Here is a 26,647-nt window from a genome sequence, read left to right as displayed (position 1 = left end):
TTATTAGGGTTTATAGATGGTTTTTTATACCAGATTTATCTCAAAAATCACTACATTCGTAGAAAATGAATCTATATGAAGATAAAACTGACAATCTGCCTTCTGGCATTTCTCAATTTTTATGATGCCCAGGAGAATATTACTTATCAGAAACCCTCTGCCGAAATTTTAAAACTGGCAGATTATGAAAGACCACCATCAGTTTTAATGAACAATAAAAAAGATTGGGTGGTGTTTACTTACCGTCCAACTTATAAAACGTTGGATGATCTTAATCAGCAGGAAATGAAGCTGGGTGGATTAAGGATCAACCCGGTTACCAATATAGCAAGCACTGTTACTTATTTCAACAATCTTAAAGTAAGAAAGTTCAGTGATAAAAATGAGGTTCAGGTGAAGAATCTGCCTGCAGGTGCCAAAATTGCCTATGTACAGTTTTCACCGGACGAAAAAAAACTCACTTTTACCAATACAACGAATAAGGGAGTAGAGTTGTGGATTGTAGATATGGAAACAGCTACAGCCAAAAAGATTACAGGAGACATTCTGAATGCCAATTTAGGAACTCCATATCTTTGGTATAATGATTCCCAAAGTTTACTAATCAGAACGCTGCCTCAAAACAGACCTGCTTTGATTGATTCAGGAAAAGATCTTCCCACAGGACCCATTGTCTCTACAGCAGATGGAAAAGTATCCCAAAACAGAACATACCAGGATCTTTTAAAGAATCCGCAGGATGAAAAGAACTTTGAGACATTAGTAACTTCTGAAGTATTCAATGTAGATCTGAACGGAAACCTTAAAAAGGTAATGGACCAGGATATGTATACAGGATTAAGTTTTTCTCCTGATGGAAATTACCTGTTGTCTTCAGTCATTAAAAAGCCATTTTCTTATATTGTTCCACTGAACAGATTTCCTATGACCACAACGGTATCTGATACAAAAGGAAATACAGTAAAAGTTGTCAATGAAATTCCTCTGAATGAAATTATGCCTAAAGGCTTTTCATCAGTAAGAACAGGAAAGAGAGAAATGTCCTGGAGAAATGATGCTCCGGCTACATTAGTCTTTACAGAAGCTCTTGATGGTGGAGATCAATATAAAACTTCAGAATACAGAGATGAAATTTTTACCTGGGATGCGCCATTTACAGCTGCTCCTAAATCATTCTTCAAAATCAAACAGAGATTTGAGGATGTAGACTGGACGAATGACCACTATGCCTTAGTATCTGAAGAATGGTATGATACAAGAAATACCAAAACATTCCTGGTTGATCTTAACAATGGTGAATCAAAGATAATTGATGACAGAAATTCTCAGGACGTTTACAGCGATCCGGGAAAATTCAATACAGTGAAAAACCAATACGGTAGATCCGTTGTTGATATGAAAGGAGGTAAAGCTTTTCTGATAGGAGAAGGATTTACCAAAGAAGGTCAGCATCCGTTTATTGATGAGATGGATGTTAAATCATTGAAAAAGAAAAGGTTATACACTTCTAATCTTAAAGGCGCTAAAGAAAATATTGTAGATATTTTAAATCCGTCAAAAGGAGAAATCTTAACAACGCAGGAATCTTCAAGCCAATATCCGAACTTTTTCAAAAAGAATATCAAATCTAGCAAAGCTGAAGCGGTAACTCATTTTACCAATCCTTTTGAAAGTATCAAAGATGTTCACAAAGAAGTAATTACTTACAAAAGAAATGATGGTGTTACATTAACGGGAACCCTTTATCTGCCGGCAAACTATGACAGAAAGGCGAAGAAAGAAAAATTACCTTTATTGATCTGGGCTTATCCAAGAGAATTTAAGGATAAGAATACAGCAGGGCAGAGTACTCAGAATGATAATGACTTTACTTTCCCTTATTATGGCTCTTTCGTGTACTGGGTGACTAAAGGATATGCTGTTTTAGATAATGCTGCATTCCCGATCATCGGAGAAGGAAAAACAGAACCCAATGATACTTTTATTACGCAATTGGTAGCTGATGCTGATGCTGCGATTAATGCAGTAGATCAGTTAGGGTATATAGATAAAAAGAAAGTTGCTGTTGGAGGTCACTCATATGGGGCATTTATGACGGCTAACTTATTGACACACTCTAATCTTTTTGCATGTGGAATTGCAAGAAGTGGTGCTTACAACAGAACGCTGACTCCATTTGGATTCCAAACTGAGCAAAGAAACTATTGGGATGTTCCGGAGATCTATAATACCATGTCTCCGTTTATGAACGCAGATAAAATGAAAACCCCATTGCTTCTGATTCATGGTGATGCAGATAACAATCCGGGAACTTTTACATTGCAGACGGAAAGGTATTTCCAGGCTTTGAAAAACCTTGGAGCATCAGTAAGAATGGTTCTTCTTCCGAAAGAATCACACGGATATCAGGCTAAAGAGAATATATTTCACGTTTTATGGGAACAGGATCAGTTCCTTGAAAAATGTCTGAAAAAATAATATTAAAGGCTGTCTCAGAAATGGGACAGCCTTTATTTTTACAGAATGACAATGAAAGTAAATTGGAGGATTAAAGAAATTCTAAGATCTCATCAATATTTTTTAATTCTATAAAACGGTCATGTTCAAGGTTTAGATCATATTGTTCATGGCTCCAGGTCACATGGTAAGGAATATGAGCTGCTGATCCTCCGATTTCCAATACGGGCAGAATATCAGACTTAATTGAATTTCCGAGCATCAGGAAATTTTCCGGCTGGCAGTCAAGATGCTTCAGTAATTTTTTGTAATCATTTTCCTTTTTATCACTCATGATCTCAATATGGTGGAAATACTCCTGTAATCCTGAATTTTTAAGCTTGCGTTCCTGATCCAGCAGGTCTCCTTTGGTGGCAACAACCAGCCTGTATTTTCCCTTTAGACTTTCCAGGGTTTCTGTTACTCCATCTAAAAGCTCAATCGGTTTCTGAAGAAGCTCCTGTCCCAATTCAATAGCTTTGTTGACCAGTCGGAGAGGAGCTGTATTGTCAGAAACTCGTCCGATAGTTTCAACCATACACAGCATAAATCCTTTGACTCCATAACCATATAGATGGAGATTTTTCATCTCTGTTTTAAACAATTCCTGAGAGACAGAATGCTGAGGAAGATAGTCTTCAAGCAGTATACAGAATTCTTTTTCAGCTTCCTGAAAATAAGGCTCATTGATCCAAAGTGTATCATCCGCATCGAAAGCTATTGTTGTAATATGATTATTCATTTTTGTTTTGTAAATTTCTGGTTCAAATTTCTGTATAAAAAATAAATCAGCAAAGGACAATTGTCCCGAAGACCTATGTTACGAACAAATCAATCTTTTTTAAGCCATCTGGAAACACTTTATCAAAAACAATCCGGAGAAAATATAGTTCTGGAATCATTCTTCATAGGTCAGAAATTATTAATCCAGGATCACTCTGTTTCTAAAGTAATGCTGATTAAAGAAGGAATTACGAAATGCTACTTTGAAGAAGAAAATGGAAAAGAATACATTGTTGAATTTCTGGGAAGTGGTGAAATCATGGGGGAAGTGGAACTGATTAAAAATATCCCTTGTCTATGCGGTATTGAAGCATTAACGGAAGTTGTGGTATATACGATCAGCCTGTCATATTTTAATGAGCTGATTCAAAAAGATCTTATTTTAAATAACCTATTATTGAATTCCTTTGCAGAACGTATTATCAATACTTCCAGCAGAGCTTCATATCAGCAGCTTTATACTGTAGAACACACATTGACGCAGTTGCTTAAAATGCAGTCTAAACAGAATATTCAGATTTCCAAAGAAGATATGGCTGCATATTTAGGAATCACAGTGCGAAGCCTGAACAGAATTTTGAAAGATTTGAAATAATAGTTGTTGGTAAGCGTAAAGATTTTAAACCAACTTTATATCTATTTAAGAAGCAAGAGAATCAAAGATTCTCAGCAAGAAAAATACGTTCAACTTATTTTTTCTATTACAATATTCTAAGTCCCTATGGAATTTTTAAACGGATTTTAAGTACGTCAGCTTATAGTTTTTATAGGGGTTGGATGATTTTTATTAATTGAATTTAAATAAACTATTCAATTAAATAGGGGGTGTTTTTAAAATTTATTATTTTTGTATAATAAAATTGAATACAATACCAATGGGGAATTTAAAATTCAGAAATGCAGAATTGGCCGATTTAAATAAAATTGTAGCGATTTACAACTCAACAATTGCTTCAAGAATGGTGACTGCAGACGTTGAAGAAGTTTCTGTAGAAAGTAAAGTACAATGGTTCAGTGAGCATAATACTGAAACAAGACCACTTTGGGTTGTAGAAGATGCAGATGGTCAAATGATAGGCTGGGTGAGTTTCAGTTCGTTCCATGAAAGGTCGGCCTACAGTGGTACTGTGGAAGTGAGTATTTATCTGGATGAGAGCTGCAGAGGAAAAGGGTATGGCAAAACGATTCTTCAATATTGTATAGATAATGCAGGAAAATTCGGGGTGAATAACCTGGTTGCACTTATTTTTCTTCATAATGAACCGAGTTTAAAGCTGTTCAGGTACTTTGGATTTGAAGATTGGGGAAGCCTTCCTAATGTAGCCGTTCTGGATGGAATAGAAAGAAGCCTTGTAATATTGGGGAAAAGGATTTAAATAAAAAGCGACCTTGTTAGGATCGCTTTTATGATTAGTATTACATTGAGTCTCAGAAGACAGGCTGCTTATCTTTTTCAATATAAATATATCGGCCTTTGATTCCTTTCTGAAGCATTTCTTTTTTACTGTTAAGAGCTTCAATAGATTCTATCGTTTCATTCTTAAAGGTTGATTTTTGCCCGTTCTTTATTCCTTCCGAAAACATCCTTGTAGGGTTTTGATAAATATCTTCGATATACTTATTGAACTTCTCATTGGTGATAGGAATAGCCTGTTTTCCATAATGGGTTTCTACGAAATCCTGAGTATCATAATCTGAACTTAGTTTTTCATTGTTGATAAGCTTATACACAAAATTCTGATCTAGATCTTCCAGCATAAAGATGAGACCGGGAAGTCCTCTGAATTTATAGGGGCCTTCTTTGATGTTGATCTCATTAGAAAACCATGCAATCCAGCTTCTGCCTCCAAATTCTGTGGTAGCTTTTTGAAGTTTATAACCATTGTATTCTTTGGTTTCAGGGATGACCTGCCATTTCATTTCATCATTTGTTTTTACCACAAAATAGTCAAAAAAATCTCTGTACCAATTATTTTTGAAAGATTCAGGTTTTCTTTCAATTACCTGGTCTGTTCTTGTACTGTAATGCGATATTGATTGGTTGTTTTCTTTATTTTTTACATCATAGTCGGCAAAACTTTTATCATAAAATTTAACAGATCTGGGGCTTACATCCAGATTCATCAGGTTGGTGATGTATTCCTGGGAAGAATCGTTTCGGTATCGAAGTTCGTAAGTGAATCTGTTCGTTTGAGATTGATATAGAGCACCTGCATACAGAGCGAAGATGATCAGTGTTTTTTTCATGCTTATTAATTAATGTCGTCAAAAATAATAAAAAAACGCAGAGTTTTTATCTCTGCGTTTTTTTATTATTATGCTTTAACCTCAATATTTTGTTTGATTCTCTTTGCTGACATATTTAAGAACCGTTTAACAAGGAATACGGCTGAAATCGTTAATCCCAATCCTAGAGCGATCCACATTCCGAAAGCTCCCATTTCCAATGTTACGCAGAAGAAATATCCCAGTGGAATGGTAATCACCCAATAGGCAATAAAGGTGTAGATTGATGGGATTTTCACATCCTGTAACCCTCTCAGCATTCCTAAAGCTGTTACCTGGATTCCATCAGAAAGCTGGAATAAAGCTGCAATGATCATCAGCTTTGAAGCCAGGGTGATCACTTCTACTTCTTCTTTTTTCGTAAAGAAAGTAGGCAGTATATTTCTTCCAAGAATGAAGACCAATCCACAGATGCACATGAAAATAAAAGCGATCTTTAAATTATTGATCCCTACTTTTCTGAGTTCCACAAAGTTTTGTTCACCCAGTTTTCTTCCGATCATTACGGTAGAAGCTACACTGAATCCAACACAAAGGTTGAAGGTGAATGAAGCCATACTCAAAGCAATCTGGTGAGAGGCAATATCGTGTGCCGAAATTAATCCGCAGATAAATGCTGCTCCTGCAAAAGCTGTTACTTCGAAAAACATCTGTAATGCGGTAGGCAGTCCCAGTCTTACCATTTTATCAAACATCGCTTTTGAGAAACTTTGGATTTTTAATGAAAAATCCTTGATATAACGTCTCGTTCTCTTTTCCTTCAACAATACAAAATAAAGGAAAACTACCATGAAGATTCTAGAGATTAAAGTTGCTAAAGCAGAACCTTGTACTCCCATTGGCGGAATTCCCCAAAGTCCTTTGATAAAAACGTAGTTTAGAACAATATTGATGATGTTAGCAATAATGGTAGCCTTGGTAACTCCAATTGTATAAGATAAGCCTTCTGAAACCTCACGAAGTGTCTGAAAAGCCATAATAGGTATCATACTGACCACCATAATACTTAAAAAGCCTATCGTATCAGGAATGATCTTCTCTGGCTGCCCGGAATGATAGAGTAGTGGCATTACTGCGAATAATACCAACATAAGAATAACACCCACAGCCATATTGATGATAAAACCATGACTAAAAACAGAATTAATAGTAGCATGATCCTCCTTTGAATGTGCTTCCGAAACCAATGGTGGTATCGCAAATGAAAATCCAAGAGCCAATACAAATATAGAGAAGAACACTGCATTACCTAATGAAACGGACGCTAATGCATCAGCGCCTAAAAGTTTTCCAACAATAATATTGTCAAATAAATTCACTGAAACTTGCCCTACCTGGGTAAGCATTACAGGTAGAGCCAAAGTCAGGCATTCTTTTGTGTGGTTTTTGTTTAAAAATTTCATAATATTTTAAGATTCATATAGTTTATCATTCAAAATAGTCCAAAAAAAAAATTTGCAGTAGTGTACTGCAAATTTTTATAATATTGTAATAATAGCTTTATTATTTCCTTACAAAACTTGCAACGTCACTTTCAGAAACAGTATTTCCACCAAGAATAATCAATCTTTCCACAACATTCCTTAACTCCCTGATATTTCCAGTCCACGAAAGAGCTTTTAAAGCATCAATAGCTTTATCTTCAAACTTTTTCATAGCAGTACCATGTTCATCAGCAATCATACCGGAGAAATGCTCAACCAGCAATTTGATATCGTCTTTTCTGTCATCCAATGGCGGAACATAGATTTCAATTACAGAAAGTCTGTGGTAAAGGTCTTCTCTGAATTTTCCTTCTTCGATCTCTTTCTGCATATTTTTATTCGTTGCTGCAATTACTCTTACATCAACTTTTATTTCTTTATCGCTTCCCACAGGAGATACTTTACTTTCCTGAAGTGCTCTTAATACCTTAGCCTGAGCGATAAGGCTCATGTCTCCGATCTCATCAAGGAAAATAGTTCCTCCGTTAGCCTGTTCAAATTTTCCCTGCTTATCTTTAATTGCACCTGTAAAAGAACCTTTTACGTGTCCGAAAAGTTCAGATTCAATAAGTTCAGATGGGATGGCCGCGCAGTTTACCTCAATCATTGGTCCTCTTGCACGCTCACTTTGATTGTGAATAGCATGAGCTACCAATTCTTTTCCTGCACCGTTAGGTCCTGTAATCAGAACTCTGGCATCAGAAACAGCTACCTTTTCGATCATATCCTGAATCTTCTGCAAAGCAGGAGAATTTCCGATCATCTGGTATTTTTTATTTACTTTTCTCTTTAGCGTTTTATTTTCAGTCTGAAGGTTTTTGTTTTCTTTCTTCAGGGTTTCTTTTACTAAAGCATTCTTTACACTCGTAATAAGCCTGTTGATATCAATTGGCTTAGAGATAAAGTCGTATGCACCTTCTTTCAGGCAGGAAACGGCAGAATCAATGTCTGCGTGACCTGAAATCATGATAAAAGTAGTTTCAGGCTTTAATAACAGGCTCTGCTTCAAAAGCTCGGTTCCTGAAAGTTTAGGCATTTTGATATCAGAAATCACCAACGCGAAATCTTCTTTTTCTACCTGTTTGTAACCTTCAAGGCCGTCTTCGGCAATAACAAATTCATAATCTGTAAGTTCATCAGAAAGAATACTGTGAAGTACACCTGAGATTGCTTTTTCGTCTTCTACTATAAGGATTTTTTGCATAGTTGCAAATTTAAATTTTTTGTTTCAATTATTAGCAAAAACCATACCTAAATATTCTATTGAGAATAGTCTCTTCTTCCAAAAATTGCAGATCCCACTCTCACAGAGTTAGCTCCACATTCAATAGCCACAGGGAAATCATCACTCATTCCCATTGATAAGGTTTTTAAAGATTTCAGTTGATTTAATTCATCAAAAAGCACTTTTAGAGTTAAAAATTCTTTTCTGATCTGGGACTCATTATCCGTAAAGGTAGCCATTCCCATCAAACCGGTAATTGCAATATGTGGATAATTTCCATCAATATACTGTTGGAAAAGAGCTTTGGCTTCAGAAATTTCAAGCCCAAATTTACTTTCCTCTGCAGCAATTTTTACCTGAAGCAAAACTTTAATGCTTCTATTGTTTTTACCAGCTTCCTTATTGATTTCAGTCAATAATTTTTCTGAATCCACACTTTGGATGGTATCTATAAACGGAGCAATATACTTTACCTTATTGGTTTGTAGATGCCCGATCAGATGCCATTGGATATCTTCAGGCATGAGAGGAGCCTTTTCCATCAGTTCCTGAACTTTGTTTTCTCCAAAAACTCTTTGCCCAAGATCATACACCTCCTGAATAGAAGCAACCGGATGCGTTTTTGAAACGGCAACCAGTTGAACATCTGATGTAAGCTGACCTTGTATTGCTTTATAATTTTCCTTAATACTCATACATGCAAATTTCCGAAATTTAGTTCAAGGTTCAAAGCTTTAAGTTGAAAGTGGTGGAAAAACAGATGTTTTCCTATAGGTATCTGCTTTTCATGAATTTTTTGGCTTCACTTTAATGCCTGAATTAATTCAGGATCTCATTGATCTTCGGATACTGAGAGATCTTTCTGAAAACAAACTTGTTGCTTTTCTGTAGTTTCTCAATAAACAGATCCAGCTCATTGATAGAATCAGTGTCTCTAAGGTATTGGTCATGAGTAAGGAAAACCAGATGTCTTGATGTTTTTTCAAGATCGTTCAGAAAGATGCTGTCTACTTTTTTCAGCATGGCTTCATGGCTTCCTTTTAAGGTCATTTTTTGAGAAGGTCTCCATTCAAGATCCCAGCCAATGACTTTATAGCCTGCTCTTTTAAGACCATCTGCAGCTGCAGTGGAGCTTTTAATATCCGTTACATTAATATTGTTCAGTCTCCAGATATTTCTTCCCGGAGTTCTTGCTATTTTATCATGAAGTTTCAGACTGTCTTTGGCAATATCAAAATCATGAACCACGGCATCAGCATTCTTATAAAAATCACTGTATTTGTTATGGGCATGGGTAAAACTGTGATTGGCCAGCTCAATCCTAGGATTTTCCTTTAAAAGGTTAAAGTCATTTTTTTGTTTCGTGCTTCCATAGGCGTGTCTTCCCACTAAAAAAGCTGTGGCACATACATTTCTTTTATCAAGGATCTTTAAAAGATTTTCTGTTCCCTGATTGGGGCCATCGTCGAAGGTAAGGTAGATCACTCTTTTATCCGGATCTACGTTTTCATCGTCCATCGTGGGAACTGTTTTTGCGGTAGGATGTTCCAGTGAACTCATAGTGTCGTTCACGTCGCTTTTAAAATTACAGCTGTTTAATACTACTGAAGTTGCACTCATCAATGCAAACATCCCGAGAAAAGTCCTGTTTTTTGACTTTCCCGCAAAAATTTTTCTCATAAAGGTAATGGAAATTTAAATTGTTAAAAATCGTTAAAAATAACGGTAGAATGTTAACAAATTATATGCCATATTTCTCGGTAATTTTCCTTTTTAAGGTTATTTTAAGAACTTTATTTTAAAGGTGATTTCCGTTAAATTACTGATTGTTGTATAATGGTTTTATTTTCTACAATTCTTAACATTTATAAATGCTAAAGCGATAGTCTTTTTCTATTTATGTTGAAGTAATAATATTCTTCCTTTAGTTGGGAATTATTTTATTTTAACAAACGTAAGACATATTATGAGAATGATTTTGACAGTATAATATTCATTTTAAAATGCTTTTCAGGTACAAAGCATTTTCAATGGCAGCAGTTCCCCATGTATTGTTAAAGAATATAAATACAGTCTGTTGGGTATTTGCTGTACTTTCTGCAAGATGATTAAGAAAACCTTCGGTATAAGCAGATTTGTAGAGAACTGGTTTTCCATGAAGTCTATAGTATATTACCTCAGAATGATTAATGATAATGTCCTCAGGAAGATTTCCGGGGAAACTTACTCCTGAGAATACAATATTATTGCTTTTTAAAAGATCAAAAATCTCCTTCTTCCACCAGGATTCGTGACGAAACTCAATAACATTTAAAAATCGATTGTCAATATTGTTAATGATCAAATCTATATTTTCCTGAGTATGTTTAAAAGAGGGTGGAAACTGATACAGGAAGCCGGAAAGTTTTTGTTGAAGATGTTCATGAATATGTCTGCAGAAGACGGTGATCTCGTCTTTTGAATCTGCAAGACGTTTTTGATGGGTAATTGTTTTAGGAATTTTAATAAAAAACCTGAACGATCCGTGTGTTTCGTTATGCCATTTTAAGAGTGTCTTGGCAGTGGGTATTCTATAGAATGTAGAATTGATCTCTACGGCATTAAAAGTTCTGGTATATAAGGAAAGAAAATCTTTACCAGGGGTATTCTCAGGATATAAAGACCCTTTCCAGTCATTATTATAAAACCCTGAGCATCCTATGTAAAGATTTTCTTTTTTCATGCTGTTATTTTATATCCAGATCCACCGAATTTAATCTTAATGAATTTAAAATCACGGATAATGAACTTACGCTCATTGCTGCTGCTGCAATCATCGGTGATAAGAGGATTCCAAAAAATGGATACAATAATCCTGCCGCAACCGGAATTCCCAAAACATTATAAATAAAGGCAAAGAACAGATTCTCTTTAATATTTTTAAGAAGTTTTTCGCTTAATAATTTTGCTTTTGCCACTCCTAAAATATCTCCTTTTAATAAGGTGATTTCAGCGCTTTCAATAGCAACGTCGGTACCGGTTCCCATAGCAATTCCTATATCCGACTGGGCAAGGGCAGGGGAGTCGTTGATTCCATCACCGGTCATCGCTACAACTTTACCTTGTTGCTGTAATTTTTTTACTTCATTCAGCTTATCTTCAGGAAGGCAATTGGCTTTAAAATGTTTGATTCCTAATTCTTCAGCAACAGCTTTGGCGGTATGTTCATTATCTCCGGTCATCATAATAATGTCAACACCTTCGCTCATTAATCTATCTATTGCTTTTTTTGAACTTGCTTTAATTTTATCCGTAAAGCTGATGAATCCTAATACTTTCTGATCCTGAGCAATATAAGAAATAGTATGTGCTTTTGACTGTACTTCTGTAGCTTTCTGCTTTAATGTTGCTGGAATCTGGATCTGATGGGAGATTAATAGATTTTCATTTCCAAGATAGGCTGTTTTCCCATTGACGTTTCCTTTTACCCCTTTTCCTGAAATGTTTTCAAACTGATCTACTTTTTCAGCGGATACATTTTCATCCTTTGCTTTCCTGATAACAGCGTTTGAAAGTGGGTGTTCCGAATTTTGATTCAGTGAAAAGGCAAGTTTTAAAATATGATTTTTATCTTCGTTATTTACTGTCTCTATATGCTCTACAGAAGGTTTTCCTTCCGTTAAAGTTCCCGTTTTGTCGGTGATCAGAACGTTTACCTTATTCATTTGTTCAAGAGCTTCTGCGTTTTTGATCAGAATACCGTTTTTAGCTCCTTTTCCGATGCCTACCATCAAGGACATTGGGGTAGCCAGCCCTAAAGCACAGGGACATGCTACAATTAGAACTGCTACAGCATTCACAAAAGCGAATAAACTTCTTTTCCCTTCCGGGCCAAAGAACTGCCATAAAACAAAAGTAAGAACAGCAATAAGGATTACTACAGGAACAAAAACCTTTGATACTTTATCTGTCAGTTTTTGGATAGGTGCTCTGCTTCGGCTGGCTTCATTCACCATTTTAATGATTTGTGAAAGCAATGTTTCATCACCTACTTTTTCGGCTTTCATGATGAATACCTGATTTCCGTTAATTGTTCCTGAAGAAACTTTGTCATCAACGGTTTTTTCAACGGGAACAGGCTCACCTGTAATCATACTTTCGTCTATGATAGAGTTTCCTTCTGTAATTTTTCCGTCAACCGGAATTTTTTCACCCGGTTTTACCTTTAAAAGATCTCCGATTTTCACCTGAGAAAGCAATACTTTTTTTTCTTCGCCATTCACGATAAGATTCGCTTCATCTGGTGAAAGGTTCATCAATTCCTTGATGGCATTTCCTGTTTTTTTATGTGCAGCAGCTTCCATCAGCTGTCCAAGAATAACAAGGGTAAGAATCACGCAGACTGCTTCAAAATACAGTGGGATTTCATGATTGTGTCCACGAATTTCATGAGGGATAATGTCAGGGAAAGCTAATGCCGCAATGCTGAAAATAAAGGCAGCAGCCACACCCAGTGCAATTAAGCTAAACATATTCAGATTCCATGTTTTGAAGGAAACCCAGCCTCTTTTTAGCAGAAACCAGCCGGAATAAAACATCACAGGAAGTGTTAAGGCAAGCTCAATGAATCCCTGTACCTGATGTGAAAACGGAAAGTCTATAAACATTCCACCCATAGAGAGAATGAAAACAGGAATGGTGAATGCCAGTGAAATCAGAAATTTTCTTTTCAGAATGTTGTATGTTTCATCTTCATCATCTTCTCCGGTATTGGGCATTCTTACCAGATCCATTCCACAAATTGAGCAGCTTCCCGGTTCATCACTGATGATTTCAGGATGCATCGGACAAGTGTATTTTGCGGTTTTCTTCTCCGGGTATTTTACCAGGTCCATTCCGCAAACAGGGCATCCCACGTTGGAATCATAGGTTTTGTCTCCTTCACAGTACATCGGACAGTAGTATCTTCCTGCCATTTCATCAGTGACCTTAGGGGCTTCATGATGGTTGTGATTATGTGAATGTGAATGTGAATGTGAATGTGAATGATTGTGGTGTGAAACTGCGTTTTTAGCCATGTCATCGGAGATTTCCTCTAAACGCATATGACATACAGGGCAGTCTCCTTTTTCATCATATACTTTATCTCCTTCGCAGAACATCGGACAATAGTATTTGCCAATACTGTTTTTAAAGCTTTCAGGAAGATGGGTAGATGAGTAAGTGGGCTTATGATTAGGATCTTTTGCAAGTTTTTCTTCAATCGGAACCAGATACATATTACAGTCAGGACATCTTTCTCCCTGTTTGAAATATACTTTATCCCCTTCACATTCCATAGGGCAGTAATATACTGAAGATGGGGATACACGATCCTGAGGTTTTACAAAAGCTTTTTCAGGATTGTTTGGGTCTTCAAGTCTGTACTTTCCTATTTCTGTCAGGGAATCGTTTAAAACTGAAAGGGCAATTGCGTGATCAGAAGTGATCGTAGCCGTGTTGTTTTCCAGATTTACATTGGCGGTAACGCCTTCAATACTGTTCAGTTGGTTAGAGATCTTTTTCTGGCAACCGGAACAGGTCATTCCGAGTATTTTATACTGTTGGTCCATGATTCTTAAATTTATACTACAAATTTCCAAAATGAAAATCTAAGACTGTTATAAATTTAAGGATAATAGTTATAGAATTTAGGTTTGAGAGTGGGAGAGTATTAGAGGAGCAGGGAATTGATACATTATTATAATATCAAATATTCTGAGACTCATACTCAAATACTCTCCAACTCAATTAAAGAGTATCGAGGGGTTTTCTATGATGATCTTTTAATTTTTTAAACTCAGTAGGTGTGAATCCGGTAACGTTACGGAATTGGGTAGAAAGATGCTGAACACTTTTATAGCCCAATTTTCCTGCAATTTCCGTAAGATTAAATTCATTATATAAAAGAAGTTCCTTTACCTTTTCTATTTTTTGAAGAATAAAAAACTGTTCCAGTGTGATGTTTTCATTCTGGGAGAATGTTTTTGAAAGGGAACTGTAATCTTTATGAAGTTTTGAACTTAAAAATTCAGAAAGAAGAAAATCCTCATCAATGTCAAGGTCACTGACTTTTACAATAATAAGATTTTTAATTTTCTCAATAAGTTGATGGGCAGAATCCATGATTCTTTCAAAACCGGTTTCAAGCAGTTTTTCTTCAATGGACCGCATGATCGTTGCAGAAACATCCGACTCTGTTTCTACTTCTCCCAAGATAACAGAACTTGTGTTTACATTTGCATTATTGAAGATGGTTTCTACAGCGGAAATACATCTGCTGCAGACCATATTCTTTATGAATATCTTCATAGTTCGCTGTTTAACCTGTCTTTTACAAACTCAATCTTGGTTTTGCCATGAGGAGCTGGGTTTCCGTCACTGTCCAGATTAACCATGACGATTTTATCTACGGTAATGATTGTCTGATGGGTCATTTTATTACGGACATCACATCTTAAAGTAATAGAGGAGGATCCAAAGTGATTGGCTTCAATACCAATTTCTATAATGTCTCCCTGTTTTGCGGAACTTACAAAGTTGATCTCAGAAATAAATTTAGTTACTACTTTAGTGTTTTCAAGCTGGATGATTGCATATAATGCTGCTTCTTCATCAATCCATTGTAATAGTCTTCCTCCGAATAGTGAATGATTAGGATTTAAATCTTCGGGTTTTACCCATTTTCTTGTATGGTAGTTCATATTCTTAATAATTTACTGTACAAATTTAGTGTTAAAAGCTGGTGTTGTCAAAAGAATTGCATTTATGAATCTGAAGAGAATTATTCATTTTCTCAATTATTTTCTTTTGGAGCGCATTGCTTTCGTTTTTGCGATGTCGGGATCGGTTAAGAATTTTTGGTATTCTTTACTTTCTACGGGGAATATTGCTACTTTCCCTTCCTTATTATGATGAAACCCGAATCCATATCTTTTGGCGAGGGGAGAAGAGCGGAGGCAGGCTTGACCTTTGGAAAGAACTGCTCTCTTACTTTCTGTTTTTCATTTTCTGAAATATCATTTTTAAAGGCATAGCCATCAAAAATAATATCATCTGATGAATATTGATAAGGATGTTTACTGATCTTTTCATATTGAAGGTTCGCCAGAGTTTTTTCTTTCTTATCAGGGGGAACCTGTGCATGGGAGACGGGGCAGTCTTCGGCAACTTCTATGAAAGTATTCGTGTAATTGGTGCTATGTTGTTTCATAATAAAATCCCATTAAAGGCTTCATGAATGTAATGTTAAAAAGGGATTATAAATATACTAATATCTGTTTGTATTCTAAAATATAGGTTGTCGGCAGCCAATGAGTCTTACGTGGGGTGTGATTATTCCAAACAATTACACCTTATATATAATAATACTAAAAGAATTTTATTATGTTAACTAACTTTAACTTTTTAATGTGTTTTAGGTTTGATTTACTGATAATCAGTTTTTTAATGTTTAATTTTTAGTGAAATTAAACATTAAATTCAAACCAATGTGAGAAAGAGATAAAAAAAGCTTTGATTTAACGTTTTTAATTGTATCTTGCATACGTTTATATTTGGAATCAATATTTGTTCATTAATTTATGTTGCTTTTCTTTTATATACCAAATTTTTATTAATTTTTTAATTTATTTTAAAATGAACATTTTTGTTTCAAACATCAATTACGCAACTAAAGAGTATGAGTTGCACGATCTATTTGCAGAATTTGGTGATGTATCATCAGCTAAAATTGTAACAGACAGAGAAACTGGCCGTTCTAGAGGTTTTGGTTTCATCGAGATGGGTGATGAAGAAGGACAGCAGGCTATTGAAGCTCTTAATCAAAAAGAATTCAACGGAAAAACATTAAACGTATCTGAAGCTAAGCCAAGAGAAGAGAAGCCAAGAAGAAGCTTCGATAACAACAGAGGTGGAGGTTACGGTGGTAACAACCGTGGAAATGGTGGCGGTGGCTACGGCGGTGGAAACCGTGGTGGTAACGGCGGCGGAAATCGTTGGTAAAAAATATGAAGCGGCTTTTTTAAGCCGCTTTTTTTATGGTTTCTTTTTCTTCTTCTTCTTTTCTTTATCCTTATCTTTTTCTTTGCTGATTTTTGCCTTTTTGTCTTTTTCTTTCTTCGGATTTAGTATCTCGTCAGCAACCTCAAACTTTGGTTCTTCAACTTTCGCAGGTTTGATTTCAATTTTAAGATCAAAATAGCCCTTAAGATCGGTCTGTGTAAGCAGCTTCTCACTGAACAAAAACTCAAGGATTTCCTTTCCTGAATCATTGAAAAAATTGTGTGTAAGTTCTTTTAATAAAAACTTCCTGTATTCCTCAGACGGAACAAGTACCGTATACTTGAAGATTCTCCCTTCTTTTACAGTAGATAAATAGCCCTTTTCAACCAATATTTTCAAATATGTGGAAACCGTATTTTGGTGTGGTTTGGGTTCCGGGTGCTGCTCCATAACGTCCTTCAGATAGAAAGATTCCATTGTCCAAAACAGCTTCATAAAGTTTTCTTCTGCGGCAGTAAGATGATTGATTTTCATATATTCTTCTAATGTTGAAATTGTATATTGCAATAAAGATAAATAAAAGATACCATAAAAGCTATTCCAGCTCCCATAAATACTTCTTTTACCGTATGCCTTTTTAAAATAATTCTGGTGAGTCCCACCAGGCTGGCGATCCCTAACCATACAAGACCCATTTTCCAGTCTAAGGTGAAAAATAATGCAGCTACAAATATATTAAATGCAGTGTGCATCGAACTTTTAATGAAAAAATTGCTGATCTGAAGGGCAAAAAGCAGGACTAAAATAAAAAGCATTACCAGATCAATATACCCGTTTCTGATATAATGGAAAATAAGGTAAACAACAACACAGGCAGCAATAAATACATACAGTGTTTTTCGCTGTACCCGGTTAGAAACATCCATATTGGTGTATCTTCCGGTTTTCACATTCCATATCAGCCAGATAACAACTGGAGCAATAATCATTAATAATATAGGCAGAAAATAAAGCAGAGATTCCTTAAAAGTATACTCCCTGGTGCTCATATACACAAAAAAGATAATCAGAGAAACCAGTGGATTGAAGAAATCTGAGATAACCTTTGAGATTTTGTGGAGAAGCGAAGACTTTTTTTCTTCCATATTTAAGTTTAAAGACCAAATATAAGATTATAAGCCCAAAAAACAAACGAAGACCGGATGATGATAACGTTTTTGAGATACTGAAAATGCAGATAAGTACTATGCTTCTTACTATGCAGAATGTCTTTTTGTTTTTTTTTGAAAATAATCCGCTTTATTTCCGGAAATATTTAATTTTAATCACTTCTGTTTTTGAAGATAAAAGGAATGATTTTTCATTGAATATTTTTTGAAATATCAGATATAATAAAGGCTGATACAAAGGATTAATAAACTAATATCAATACTTATATATAATGAAACAACTATTTACATTATTCATATTTGTTCTTGGTGGATTTGTTTTCGAACAAACTTATTCTTCAACAGATTCTTCGCCCTCACAACTTCCTGTTCACCAGTTGAGAATTTATGAAATTCCAAAAGAAAACAGATAGGTGTTTTTAGACCGGTTCAGAGATCATGCCTTGAGAATTATGAAAAAGTATGGATTCAATATTGTGTCAATCTGGGAGTCAGAGTCTGAAGAAAAAAAAGAGTTTGTCTATCTGCTGGAATGGAAGGATGAAAACACAATGGAAATAGCATGGCAGGGTTTTATGGCAGATAAAGAATGGAAAGAGATTAAGGTTCAGACCGCAAAACTACATGGTGATTTCGTCAATAATATTGAAGACAGAACACTGAAGCTTACAGATTTTTCACCGGAAAAGAAGCTGTTGAAATAACCAAAAGATATGTTAACAATAATTAAAGAGGAAAGAGGAAGGGAATAAAATCAAGTGGTTTTTTGATAGTCTGTTTCATTTATGATGCCCGGAAGACTATACTGACAGGCTGATTTCTTATGTATTGCAATAAGAAAATAACAGACAAATTGCTGTTTTATGGGGGGTTCTAAGGGTCGAAAATTAAGAATAATCTGTTCCGCCTGCAAATAGATTTTAGAGAAAAAAGGAAAAGTTACTTATGCATACAATAAAAACAAAGTTTTTTTCATAATTTTGCTCAACTATTTCATCATAAAAAAGCAAGAGCTAACACATGAAAGAATTTTCTAAAGAGGTATACCTGAAGTGGTATGAAGATATGACAATGTGGAGAAGGTTTGAAGACAAATGCCGTTCTCTTTACCTAAAACAAAAGATCAGAGGATTTTTACATTTGTATAATGGTCAGGAAGCAATCCCTGCCGGATTTACACATGCAATGGACCTTACTAAAGACAGTATGATTACTGCTTACAGATGTCACATTCATCCAATGGCGATGGGAGTAGATCCTAAGAGAATCATGGCTGAACTTTGTGGTAAAGCTACAGGGACATCCGGAGGTATGGGTGGATCTATGCACATTTTCAGTAAAGAGCACCGTTTCTACGGAGGTCATGGTATTGTTGGAGGACAAATTCCTTTGGGAGCAGGTATTGCTTTTGCAGATAAATATTTTGACAGAAAAGCTGTAAATATCTGTTTCTTCGGAGATGGTGCTGCAAGACAAGGTTCATTACATGAAACATTCAACATGGCAATGAACTGGAAACTTCCTGTAGTATTTGTGGTAGAAAACAACCAATACGCCATGGGAACTTCTGTAAAAAGAACAGCCAACCACGAAGATATCTATAAATTAGGATTAGGATACGAAATGCCTTGTCTTGCTGTAGATGCAATGGATCCTGTAAAAGTAGCGGAAGCTGCTTACGAAGCTATCGAAAGAGCAAGAAGAGGAGACGGACCAACGTTTATCGAAGCAAGAACTTACCGTTACAGAGGACACTCTATGTCTGACGCTGAGCCTTATAGATCTAAAGAAGAAGTAGCTGTTCACAAGAATGATGACCCAATCGAATTGGTGAAACACAGAATTCTTGAAAACGGATGGGCTACAGAAGCTGAATTGGAAGTTATGGATAACAAGTCAAGAGACTTTGTTGAAGAGTGCATCGAATTCATGGAAAATTCTCCATATCCGGATGTTGAGAAAATTTATGAGTATGTGTATGCTCAGGAAGATTATCCATTCTTAGACAAATTAGAAAACTAAAAAATAAAAATTAATTTGAAATTTGAAGTTTGAAATTTCTGAAATCTCAAATCTCAAATCTCGAATCTCAAATCAATATAGATTATGGCAGAAGTAATTACGATGCCCCGCCTTTCCGATACTATGACGGAAGGTAAGGTGGCGAAATGGCATAAAAAAGTAGGAGATAAAGTAAAGGAAGGAGATATTTTAGCTGAAATTGAAACTGATAAAGCAGTTCAGGATTTCGAATCTGAAATAGAAGGAACCCTTTTATACATTGGTGTAGAAGAAGGTGCCACAGCTGCTGTAGATTCAGTTTTAGCAATTATTGGTAATGAAGGAGAAGATATTTCAGGATTAACAGGTGGAGCTGCTGCTCCGGCTGCAGGTGCTGAAGAAACAAAATCAGAAGAACAGCCTAAAGCAGAAGCTGTGGAAACTGCTTCCGCAGAAGTTCCGGCAGGAGTAGAAGTGATTACAATGCCTAGACTTTCTGATACAATGACAGAAGGGAAGGTTGCTAAATGGCACAAAAATGTTGGCGATACAGTAAAAGAAGGTGATCTTCTTGCTGAAATCGAAACAGATAAAGCAGTACAGGATTTCGAATCTGAGTTCAATGGTGTACTATTGAAGCAAGGTGTGGAAGAAGGTGGTGCTTCTCCGGTTGACACAGTATTGGCAATTATTGGCCCTGCAGGAACAGATGTTTCAGCAGTAGGAGCTCCTAAAGCAGCAGCTCCGGCATCAGAGAAACCAGCTGAACAGAAAGCAGAAGCTAAAACCGAAGAAAAAGCTGCTCCGGCTGCTAACACTTCATCTTCTGACAGAGTGGCAATTTCTCCATTGGCTAAGAAAATGGCTCAGGATAAAGGAGTTGATATCAATGCTGTTCAAGGCTCAGGTGAAAATGGAAGAATCGTTAAAAAAGATATTGAAAACTATCAGCCAGCTGCAAAACCAGCTGCTTCAGCTCCGGCTGCAAGCGCTGCTGCTCAGGTTGCGGTAAACTTCGTACAGGGAGAAGATACAGAGACTCAAAACTCACAGGTAAGAAATATTATTGCAAAACGTCTTTCTGAAAGTAAGTTCTCTGCTCCGCACTATTATCTTATGGTTGAAATCAACATGGATAAAGCGATCGAAGCTAGAAAAGAGATCAATTCTATTCCAGATACGAAGATTTCATTCAACGATATGATCATTAAAGCAACAGCTATTGCTTTAAGAAAGCACCCTCAGGTAAATTCAAGCTGGGCAGGTGATAAGATCATTCACAGAGGAAATATTAACGTTGGAGTGGCTGTAGCTATTCCTGACGGACTGGTAGTTCCTGTATTGAAGAATACTGACCAGATGTCTTACACTCAGATCTCTGCATCTGTAAAAGATATGGCTTCAAGAGCTAAGAGCAAAGGTCTTAAGGCTAATGAAATGGAAGGATCTACATTCTCTATCTCTAACCTTGGAATGTTCGGAATTGAAACGTTTACAAGTATCATCAACCAACCAAACTCTGCAATCCTTTCAGTAGGAGCAATCATTGAGAAACCAATCGTTAAGGATGGTCAGATTGTAGTGGGTAACACAATGAAGCTTTCATTAGCATGTGACCATAGAGTGGTAGATGGAGCTACAGGCGCTCAATTCTTACAAACTTTAAGAACATATTTAGAAAATCCATTAACTTTGTTACTGTAATTTCTAGAATGAAAATAATAAAACCTCCCAATTTGGGAGGTTTTTTGTTTTAATACAAATAATGTTATGACAATTTGTTGTAAAATCAACAATATGTTACTATTTTTGACTCATGATTAAAGCGAGAAATATCCATAAATCTTATGGGAATTTAGAAGTACTGAAAGGAGTTGATATTCACATCAAAGTAGGGGAAGTGGTTTCTATTGTAGGAGAATCCGGTGCAGGTAAGTCAACATTACTGCAGATTTTGGGAACTTTAGATCATCCTACTCAATCCGGGAAATATGATACTGAAATTGAGATTGCAGGAGAATCATTTATCAATATGAATGACAAACAGTTATCAAAATTCAGAAACCAGAATATCGGTTTTGTATTTCAGTTTCATCAGCTGCTTCCTGAGTTTACTGCTTTGGAAAATGTTTTGCTTCCTACCAGAATTGCGGGAGCTAATGAAAGAGAGGCCATGGAGAAGGCATATGCCCTATTTGAGGATCTTAAAATTGAACAACGACTGAATCATAAACCCAATCAGCTTTCCGGTGGAGAAGCACAAAGGGTAGCTGTAGCAAGAGCTTTAATCAATTCACCAAAAATTATCTTTGCTGATGAACCTACGGGAAACCTGGACTCAAAAAATGCGGATGACCTTCACAGGCTGTTTTTTGACCTTAGAGATAAGTATAATCAAACCTTTGTGATTGTAACCCACAACCCGAATCTGGCTGAAATTACCGACCGTAAGCTCGTTATGAAAGATGGAATGATTATAGAATAGCCTTCTTACACATATGATGAAACACTTTATTTTTCTTTTTATACTTTTAGTTTCCTGCTCAAAAGCTGAATCTCAGCAGGTAGAAGTATTGGGTATACCCCAATCCAGAATTTCAGAAATTAAAACTTTTATTAAAGATAAAGCCTACAATCAGGATCTGGCCATTTTTATTAACTTTAAAATTCCATCCGGAAAATACCGTTACTTCATTTACGACCTGAAAAATAATAAAATAGTACAAAAAGCAATTGTTGCTCATGGCTCCGGTTCAGTAATTTCGGGATCAAATGCTTTGAAATTCAGTAATGTTGAGGGGTCTTATCAGTCTTCCCTTGGGAAATATGCAGTTGGAGGAAGCTATGTTGGACAATTTGGAAAAGCTTACCGCTTAAAAGGACTGGATCCTACCAATGATAATGCGATGCTGAGAGCTATTGTCTTGCATTCCTTTAGTAGTGTTTCTGATGTAGAATCGGAAAAACCTGCCACTTTGAGCCTGGGATGCCCAATGCTTTCAATCAATGCTTTTAAAGAAACAGCAAAATATATTGACAAATCAGAGAAACCTATTATCTTATACACTTTCTATTAACCTATAATTTATCTTAATTCTATGTCCTTGAAATTTTTGGCAGAAGACGACAGACCCCGGGAAAAATTCTTGCAAAAAGGTAAGAGTGCACTTTCCGATTCTGAACTTTTAGCCATTATTATGGGAAGCGGAAATAGGGAAGAGAGCGTTTTGGAACTGTCAAGGAAAATTTTAGCATCCGTCAATAATAACTGGCATCAGCTAAGCTTACTTTCTGTTCAGGATCTGATGAAATTCAAAGGCATAGGAGAAGCAAAAGCTATTTCTATTATTACAGCGCTTGAAATCGGAAGAAGAAGAGCCGGACAGGAAATTCCTGAAAAATCAATTATCGGTAACAGTCATGATGCTTATGCAATTCTAAAAAACCAGTTATCAGATTTAAGAACTGAAGAATTTTGGGCCATTTTTCTGAATAACAGCAATAAGGTGATACATATTTCGCAGCTTACCCAGGGAGGAATCAGTCAGTCTATTGTAGACGTGAGGGTGCTGTTTAAAACAGCCCTTGAACATTTTTCAACAGGAGTGATTATTGCCCATAACCATCCTTCAGGAAGCCTTAAACCAAGCAAAGAAGATATTAACATTACACAAAAAATAAAAGAAGCGGGAAAAGTATTAAGCATCCAGCTTTTAGACCATATTATCATTACACAGAATTCCTATTTTAGCTTTTCAGACGCAGGATTATTATGATTAGAAGATTGAAATACAATGAAATTGATTTTGTGAAATATTCTCAGTGTTTAGACCGTTCTGAACAAAGAAAATACTCTGCTGCAAAAGACTTTTTGGATACCACTGCACCGAAACAGTGGGAAATACTTGTATATAACGATTATGAAGCAGTAATGCCCGTTCCTTTTGTGAGGAAATATGGTGTCAAAATAGTTCATAATCCTAAGCTTTGTCAACAGTTAGGAGTTTTTTCCGAAAAGGATGATGTGAATCTTAATGAGAAATTTTTAGATTATCTGGAAAGTCACTATCTGATAAGAGCATATCCTTTTAATGATGGCAATGAGCTTCGTACACCGTTCAGAATAAAGAAAAATTTTTTGATTTATCCTGATGCCTATGAGGATGTTTATGCAAGATATTCACCCAAAAGGAAGAGAAAACTGAGGCTGGATCAGGAAGTTTGTGATCATTCGGAATTGAGAAGCGTTTCTTATGGTGAAGTGAAACCTTTTATAGAATCCAATATTATAGGATTGAGTAAAGAAAGTGATCTAGCCGGATTTATGGATATCTATGAAACTTTCTACAGTCTGAAATATCTGAAGTTTCTAGCTTTCTATTATCAAGGGAAAATCATCAATGTTATTGCTACTTATTCAGACTGTGGTATGGTGGCACTTTTAGGGAATTTCAGTGATAAAGAATATGTAAAGCTATCCGGAGCTTCTGTTCTGATTGACCGGATGATTAAAGAAACCATTGCAACCCATATCTTTGATTTTGAAGGGGGAGATATTCCAAATATAGAAGAGTTTTTCAGAGGATTCCGCCCGGAGTTGAAACCTTATGCCATTATTGAGCGTTCCAAAAAAGACCTTTTTAAAAAATTAGGATCTTTATTTTTAAAAGGAAGGATTTTTTAATGATAAAAAGCATTGTTTAGATTGGTTCTAATGTAGTATTATTCCGTACCTTTATAACAGTTATATAACCGTCATGTTACAACAAATTCGTAATTATAAATTATCCTATATGCTTTATAATTTCTTTAAAAAAAGTAAATTAAAGCATAATATTCCATTATATAAAAAATACGGGATCAGCAAAAGCTATTTTTCGAGCATTTCAAGTAAAGATTTTTCACACCTTCCGCAGACAGAAAGAAGTATTACTGAAGAAAAGCTTTCTTCTACTGCCTTTTTTAAAAAACTATCAGAAGAAAATAAAGAAAGTGCTCTTCATTATGATGATAACGGCTACATGATCCTGAGAAACTTTATTACCCCGGAAACAGCAGAAAATATCAATCTTGAGATTGAAAAGCTGATGAAAGACGGAACCTTAAAATTTCGTTACGGTGGAAAACTGATGTTTGCGATTCACCATTCGGAAATTCTCAGAAATATCGGAAGCGATAAAAATTTCCTTGAATTTCTATCTGTTTTGCTTGATGGTAAGGCTAAATTGTTTCAAAGTATCAATTTTATTAACGGAAGCCAGCAGAAGACCCATTCCGACAGTATTCACATGACAACATTTCCTTTGGGAGGACTTTTAGGAGTATGGATTGCATTAGAAGATGTAGATGAAACCAATGGCGCATTGCATTATATTCCGGGAAGCCATAAACTGCCTTATTTCCTGAACTCTGACTATGATAATGAAGGGACTGCTTTAAAAATAGGGAAGAAAAGCTATAAGGCATATGAAGAATTTCTTGAAAATAAAGTCAAAGAATTGGGTTTGAAAAAAGAAATTTTCAGGGCGAAAAAAGGAGATATGCTGATCTGGCATGCTAATATTCTTCACGGGGGAGAGCCACATACTGATAAAAACAGAACCCGGAAAAGCCTGGTATATCACTTTTTTGACGAAAACAGTGTATGCTACCATGAAGTTACACAAAGACCCGCATTATTTGAACTGTAATATCAGAAAATATTAGTAATTTTGCATCCTAAAATTATGACGAGTCTTTCAGGATACCTACCGTATGCATTTGCATTAATTATTGCAATTCCTTTTCTGGTTTTGCTGAGACAATTTGTACACTCGTATATTACCCTTAAAAACCAGGAACTCAAATTACTTACCGTGAAGTCGAATTCAGAGAATAAAGCCCATTCTTATGAGAGAATGACTTTGTTTCTGGATAGAATAAAGCCTTCCAACCTGATTCAGCGATTTGATAGAGGATTGGCGGTTCATGAGTTTATTTTCCTTACCGAAAAAGCGATCAACGAAGAGTTTGAGTACAATTCCTCCCAACAGCTTTATGTAACAAAGAATTCATGGAAGAATATTGTAGACTCTAAAAACGCCATTATTGACCTTCTTCATAAGACTTATGATGGGTTGAAGGGTGAAGTGAAACTGGATGAGTTCAAAACCATTTTCATCATGAATTATATGGAAAGCAATGATTATGTTGCTGAAACAATAGAAGATTTAAGAAAAGAAATTTTAATAATAACTTAAAAATAACAGATAAATAATGATTCCAAATTTTAAAGCACATCCATGGCATGGAATTTCTGCAGGAGAAGATGCGCCAAATGTTGTAAACGTATTTGTGGAAATTGTTCCTTCAGATACTATTAAGTATGAAGTAGATAAAGAAACAGGATATTTAAAAGTAGACAGGCCTCAGAAATTCTCTAACATCATCCCGGCTTTGTATGGTTTTGTTCCAAGAACATATTGTGATAAAGAAGTGATGAGACTTGCTGTAGAAGCAGGGGCTACTGATGTAACAATGGGAGATCATGATCCGCTTGATATTTGTGTTTTAAGTTCTCACAATATCCACGCTGGAGGTTTATTGATGGAAGCTATTCCAATCGGTGGTTTTAAAATGATTGACGGTGGTGAAGCTGATGATAAAATTGTTGCTGTAATGATCAATGACCATGCTTTCGGACACTTCAGAGATATTACTGAGTTACCGGAAGCAGAAGTAAAAAGATTGATGCACTATTTCCTAACCTATAAAAACCTGCCGGACGAGCCTGCAAAATGCAGAATTCAGGAGGTTTACGGTGCTGAGCATGCTAGAAAAGTAATCAAAGCTTCTCAAACAGACTATGCAGATAAATTCGGAGGATAAGATTCTCTGATGTAAATAATACAAGAAGGATAAACGGGAAACTGTTTATCCTTTTTTGTTAATTAAGAAAACTGGGGGCTGGAAGAAGGAAGTTATTGAAGGATTTAATGATGAAAGGCTGTCCCTTTGAAGTGCTTTTTATTGCTTAAACCTTAATTGTTTACAAAATCAAAACCATTTTCAGTCCTCATTCTATAAGCTTTTATATTGATTCTCATATTGCATATTTTTAAGAGAAATCAATATTCATATTTAAAATTCTTTTGATTGATAATGATAAGTCCATGTTTTTTTTGATGCTTTGATGGTAATTA

27 protein-coding genes and 1 pseudogene are annotated in these 26,647 nt (G+C 35.7%); 15 read left to right on the top strand and 13 right to left on the bottom strand.

Annotated features, from left to right (window positions below; translation table 11 throughout):
• Positions 1-75: 75 nt before the first annotated feature.
• Positions 76-2,478 carry an alpha/beta hydrolase family protein gene (locus tag DRF65_RS03795; protein WP_115968913.1) on the top strand — a complete coding sequence of 801 codons (2,403 nt, stop codon included), beginning with the start codon at positions 76-78 and terminating at the stop codon, positions 2,476-2,478.
• A 70-nt stretch (positions 2,479-2,548) separates the two neighbouring features.
• On the opposite strand, the gene DRF65_RS03790 is transcribed toward DRF65_RS03795, so the two are convergent.
• Positions 2,549-3,238: an HAD family hydrolase gene (locus DRF65_RS03790; RefSeq protein ID WP_115969179.1), complete on the bottom strand. Its 690-nt coding sequence runs from the start codon at positions 3,236-3,238 to the stop codon at positions 2,549-2,551.
• A gap of 75 nt (positions 3,239-3,313) precedes the next feature.
• Here DRF65_RS03790 and DRF65_RS03785 point away from each other — a divergent pair, with 75 nt between their 5' ends.
• Both DRF65_RS03785 and DRF65_RS03780 read left to right on the top strand, forming a co-directional pair.
• Entirely contained in the window at positions 3,314-3,874 is a 561-nt protein-coding gene (locus DRF65_RS03785) for a Crp/Fnr family transcriptional regulator (RefSeq protein WP_115968912.1), read from the top strand.
• 280 nt (positions 3,875-4,154) lie between these two features.
• Positions 4,155-4,655: a GNAT family N-acetyltransferase gene (locus DRF65_RS03780; protein ID WP_115968911.1), complete on the top strand. Its 501-nt coding sequence runs from the start codon at positions 4,155-4,157 to the stop codon at positions 4,653-4,655.
• A gap of 52 nt (positions 4,656-4,707) precedes the next feature.
• Here DRF65_RS03780 and DRF65_RS03775 read toward each other — a convergent pair whose 3' ends face one another.
• The 10 genes and pseudogenes from DRF65_RS03775 to DRF65_RS03730 all read right to left on the bottom strand — a co-directional run bounded on the left by DRF65_RS03775 (position 4,708) and on the right by DRF65_RS03730 (position 15,505).
• Positions 4,708-5,526: a GLPGLI family protein gene (locus DRF65_RS03775; RefSeq protein ID WP_115968910.1), complete on the bottom strand. Its 819-nt coding sequence runs from the start codon at positions 5,524-5,526 to the stop codon at positions 4,708-4,710.
• Positions 5,527-5,594: 68 nt separating this feature from the next.
• Positions 5,595-6,968 carry an MATE family efflux transporter gene (locus DRF65_RS03770; protein WP_115968909.1) on the bottom strand — a complete coding sequence of 458 codons (1,374 nt, stop codon included), beginning with the start codon at positions 6,966-6,968 and terminating at the stop codon, positions 5,595-5,597.
• 100 nt (positions 6,969-7,068) lie between these two features.
• A complete protein-coding gene (locus tag DRF65_RS03765; protein WP_115968908.1) occupies positions 7,069-8,253 on the bottom strand; it encodes a sigma-54-dependent transcriptional regulator in 1,185 nt (394 codons plus the stop codon).
• A 56-nt stretch (positions 8,254-8,309) separates the two neighbouring features.
• Entirely contained in the window at positions 8,310-8,969 is a 660-nt protein-coding gene (locus DRF65_RS03760) for a YggS family pyridoxal phosphate-dependent enzyme (protein ID WP_115968907.1), read from the bottom strand.
• A 124-nt stretch (positions 8,970-9,093) separates the two neighbouring features.
• Positions 9,094-9,954, bottom strand: coding sequence for a polysaccharide deacetylase family protein (locus DRF65_RS03755; protein WP_115968906.1), 861 nt, complete (start codon positions 9,952-9,954; stop codon positions 9,094-9,096).
• Positions 9,955-10,267: 313 nt separating this feature from the next.
• Positions 10,268-10,996 carry a DUF72 domain-containing protein gene (locus DRF65_RS03750; RefSeq protein ID WP_115968905.1) on the bottom strand — a complete coding sequence of 243 codons (729 nt, stop codon included), beginning with the start codon at positions 10,994-10,996 and terminating at the stop codon, positions 10,268-10,270.
• Between the two features lie 4 nt (positions 10,997-11,000).
• Positions 11,001-13,865, bottom strand: a complete 2,865-nt coding sequence (locus DRF65_RS03745; RefSeq protein ID WP_115968904.1) for a heavy metal translocating P-type ATPase — start codon at positions 13,863-13,865, stop codon at positions 11,001-11,003.
• A 178-nt stretch (positions 13,866-14,043) separates the two neighbouring features.
• Entirely contained in the window at positions 14,044-14,604 is a 561-nt protein-coding gene (locus tag DRF65_RS03740) for a helix-turn-helix domain-containing protein (protein ID WP_115968903.1), read from the bottom strand.
• The gene (locus DRF65_RS03735; protein WP_115968902.1) at positions 14,601-14,996 is read right to left on the bottom strand and encodes an acyl-CoA thioesterase; all 396 of its coding nucleotides are present in this window, start codon (positions 14,994-14,996) and stop codon (positions 14,601-14,603) included. The genes DRF65_RS03740 and DRF65_RS03735 overlap by 4 nt, the downstream gene beginning before the upstream one ends.
• A gap of 96 nt (positions 14,997-15,092) precedes the next feature.
• A pseudogene (locus DRF65_RS03730) lies at positions 15,093-15,505 on the bottom strand (DUF6157 family protein).
• Positions 15,506-15,930: 425 nt separating this feature from the next.
• Between DRF65_RS03730 and DRF65_RS03725 the strand changes: the two are divergent.
• Positions 15,931-16,296, top strand: coding sequence for an RNA recognition motif domain-containing protein (locus DRF65_RS03725; protein WP_045496213.1), 366 nt, complete (start codon positions 15,931-15,933; stop codon positions 16,294-16,296).
• Positions 16,297-16,329: 33 nt separating this feature from the next.
• Here the strand turns inward: DRF65_RS03725 and DRF65_RS03720 are convergent, their stop codons facing one another.
• Positions 16,330-16,830, bottom strand: a complete 501-nt coding sequence (locus DRF65_RS03720) for a BlaI/MecI/CopY family transcriptional regulator (RefSeq protein WP_115968901.1) — start codon at positions 16,828-16,830, stop codon at positions 16,330-16,332.
• An 8-nt stretch (positions 16,831-16,838) separates the two neighbouring features.
• The gene (locus DRF65_RS03715; protein ID WP_115968900.1) at positions 16,839-17,441 is read right to left on the bottom strand and encodes an ABC transporter permease; all 603 of its coding nucleotides are present in this window, start codon (positions 17,439-17,441) and stop codon (positions 16,839-16,841) included.
• Between the two features lie 296 nt (positions 17,442-17,737).
• On the opposite strand from DRF65_RS03715, the gene DRF65_RS28775 reads away from it, so the two are divergent.
• The 11 genes from DRF65_RS28775 to DRF65_RS03665 all read left to right on the top strand — a co-directional run bounded on the left by DRF65_RS28775 (position 17,738) and on the right by DRF65_RS03665 (position 26,333).
• The gene (locus DRF65_RS28775; protein ID WP_228438495.1) at positions 17,738-17,878 is read left to right on the top strand and encodes a hypothetical protein; all 141 of its coding nucleotides are present in this window, start codon (positions 17,738-17,740) and stop codon (positions 17,876-17,878) included.
• Positions 17,879-18,169: an NIPSNAP family protein gene (locus DRF65_RS03710; protein ID WP_228438493.1), complete on the top strand. Its 291-nt coding sequence runs from the start codon at positions 17,879-17,881 to the stop codon at positions 18,167-18,169. It abuts the gene before it with no gap.
• A 316-nt stretch (positions 18,170-18,485) separates the two neighbouring features.
• Positions 18,486-19,487, top strand: coding sequence for a pyruvate dehydrogenase (acetyl-transferring) E1 component subunit alpha (pdhA, locus tag DRF65_RS03705; protein WP_115968899.1), 1,002 nt, complete (start codon positions 18,486-18,488; stop codon positions 19,485-19,487).
• 84 nt (positions 19,488-19,571) lie between these two features.
• Positions 19,572-21,170, top strand: a complete 1,599-nt coding sequence (locus tag DRF65_RS03700; protein ID WP_115968898.1) for a pyruvate dehydrogenase complex dihydrolipoamide acetyltransferase — start codon at positions 19,572-19,574, stop codon at positions 21,168-21,170.
• A gap of 112 nt (positions 21,171-21,282) precedes the next feature.
• On the top strand, positions 21,283-21,951 hold the full coding sequence (locus tag DRF65_RS03695; protein ID WP_115968897.1) for an ABC transporter ATP-binding protein: 669 nt from the start codon (positions 21,283-21,285) through the stop codon (positions 21,949-21,951).
• A gap of 13 nt (positions 21,952-21,964) precedes the next feature.
• Positions 21,965-22,543 (top strand): murein L,D-transpeptidase catalytic domain-containing protein, encoded by a 579-nt coding sequence (locus tag DRF65_RS03690; RefSeq protein WP_115968896.1) that lies wholly within the window; start codon positions 21,965-21,967, stop codon positions 22,541-22,543.
• A 21-nt stretch (positions 22,544-22,564) separates the two neighbouring features.
• Positions 22,565-23,242 (top strand): RadC family protein, encoded by a 678-nt coding sequence (gene radC, locus DRF65_RS03685; protein WP_115968895.1) that lies wholly within the window; start codon positions 22,565-22,567, stop codon positions 23,240-23,242.
• Positions 23,239-24,150 (top strand): hypothetical protein, encoded by a 912-nt coding sequence (locus DRF65_RS03680; RefSeq protein ID WP_115968894.1) that lies wholly within the window; start codon positions 23,239-23,241, stop codon positions 24,148-24,150. Before radC ends, DRF65_RS03680 begins: the two co-directional genes overlap by 4 nt.
• A gap of 109 nt (positions 24,151-24,259) precedes the next feature.
• Positions 24,260-25,156 carry a phytanoyl-CoA dioxygenase family protein gene (locus tag DRF65_RS03675; protein WP_228438491.1) on the top strand — a complete coding sequence of 299 codons (897 nt, stop codon included), beginning with the start codon at positions 24,260-24,262 and terminating at the stop codon, positions 25,154-25,156.
• A 36-nt stretch (positions 25,157-25,192) separates the two neighbouring features.
• Positions 25,193-25,705 carry a DUF7935 family protein gene (locus DRF65_RS03670; RefSeq protein WP_115968892.1) on the top strand — a complete coding sequence of 171 codons (513 nt, stop codon included), beginning with the start codon at positions 25,193-25,195 and terminating at the stop codon, positions 25,703-25,705.
• Positions 25,706-25,721: 16 nt separating this feature from the next.
• On the top strand, positions 25,722-26,333 hold the full coding sequence (locus DRF65_RS03665) for an inorganic pyrophosphatase (protein ID WP_045496234.1): 612 nt from the start codon (positions 25,722-25,724) through the stop codon (positions 26,331-26,333).
• The last annotated feature ends 314 nt before the right edge of the window (positions 26,334-26,647 follow it).

Source organism: Chryseobacterium pennae (genome assembly GCF_003385515.1).
Lineage (GTDB): Bacteria > Bacteroidota > Bacteroidia > Flavobacteriales > Weeksellaceae > Chryseobacterium > Chryseobacterium pennae.
This window is presented reverse-complemented; position numbering and strand designations above follow the sequence as displayed.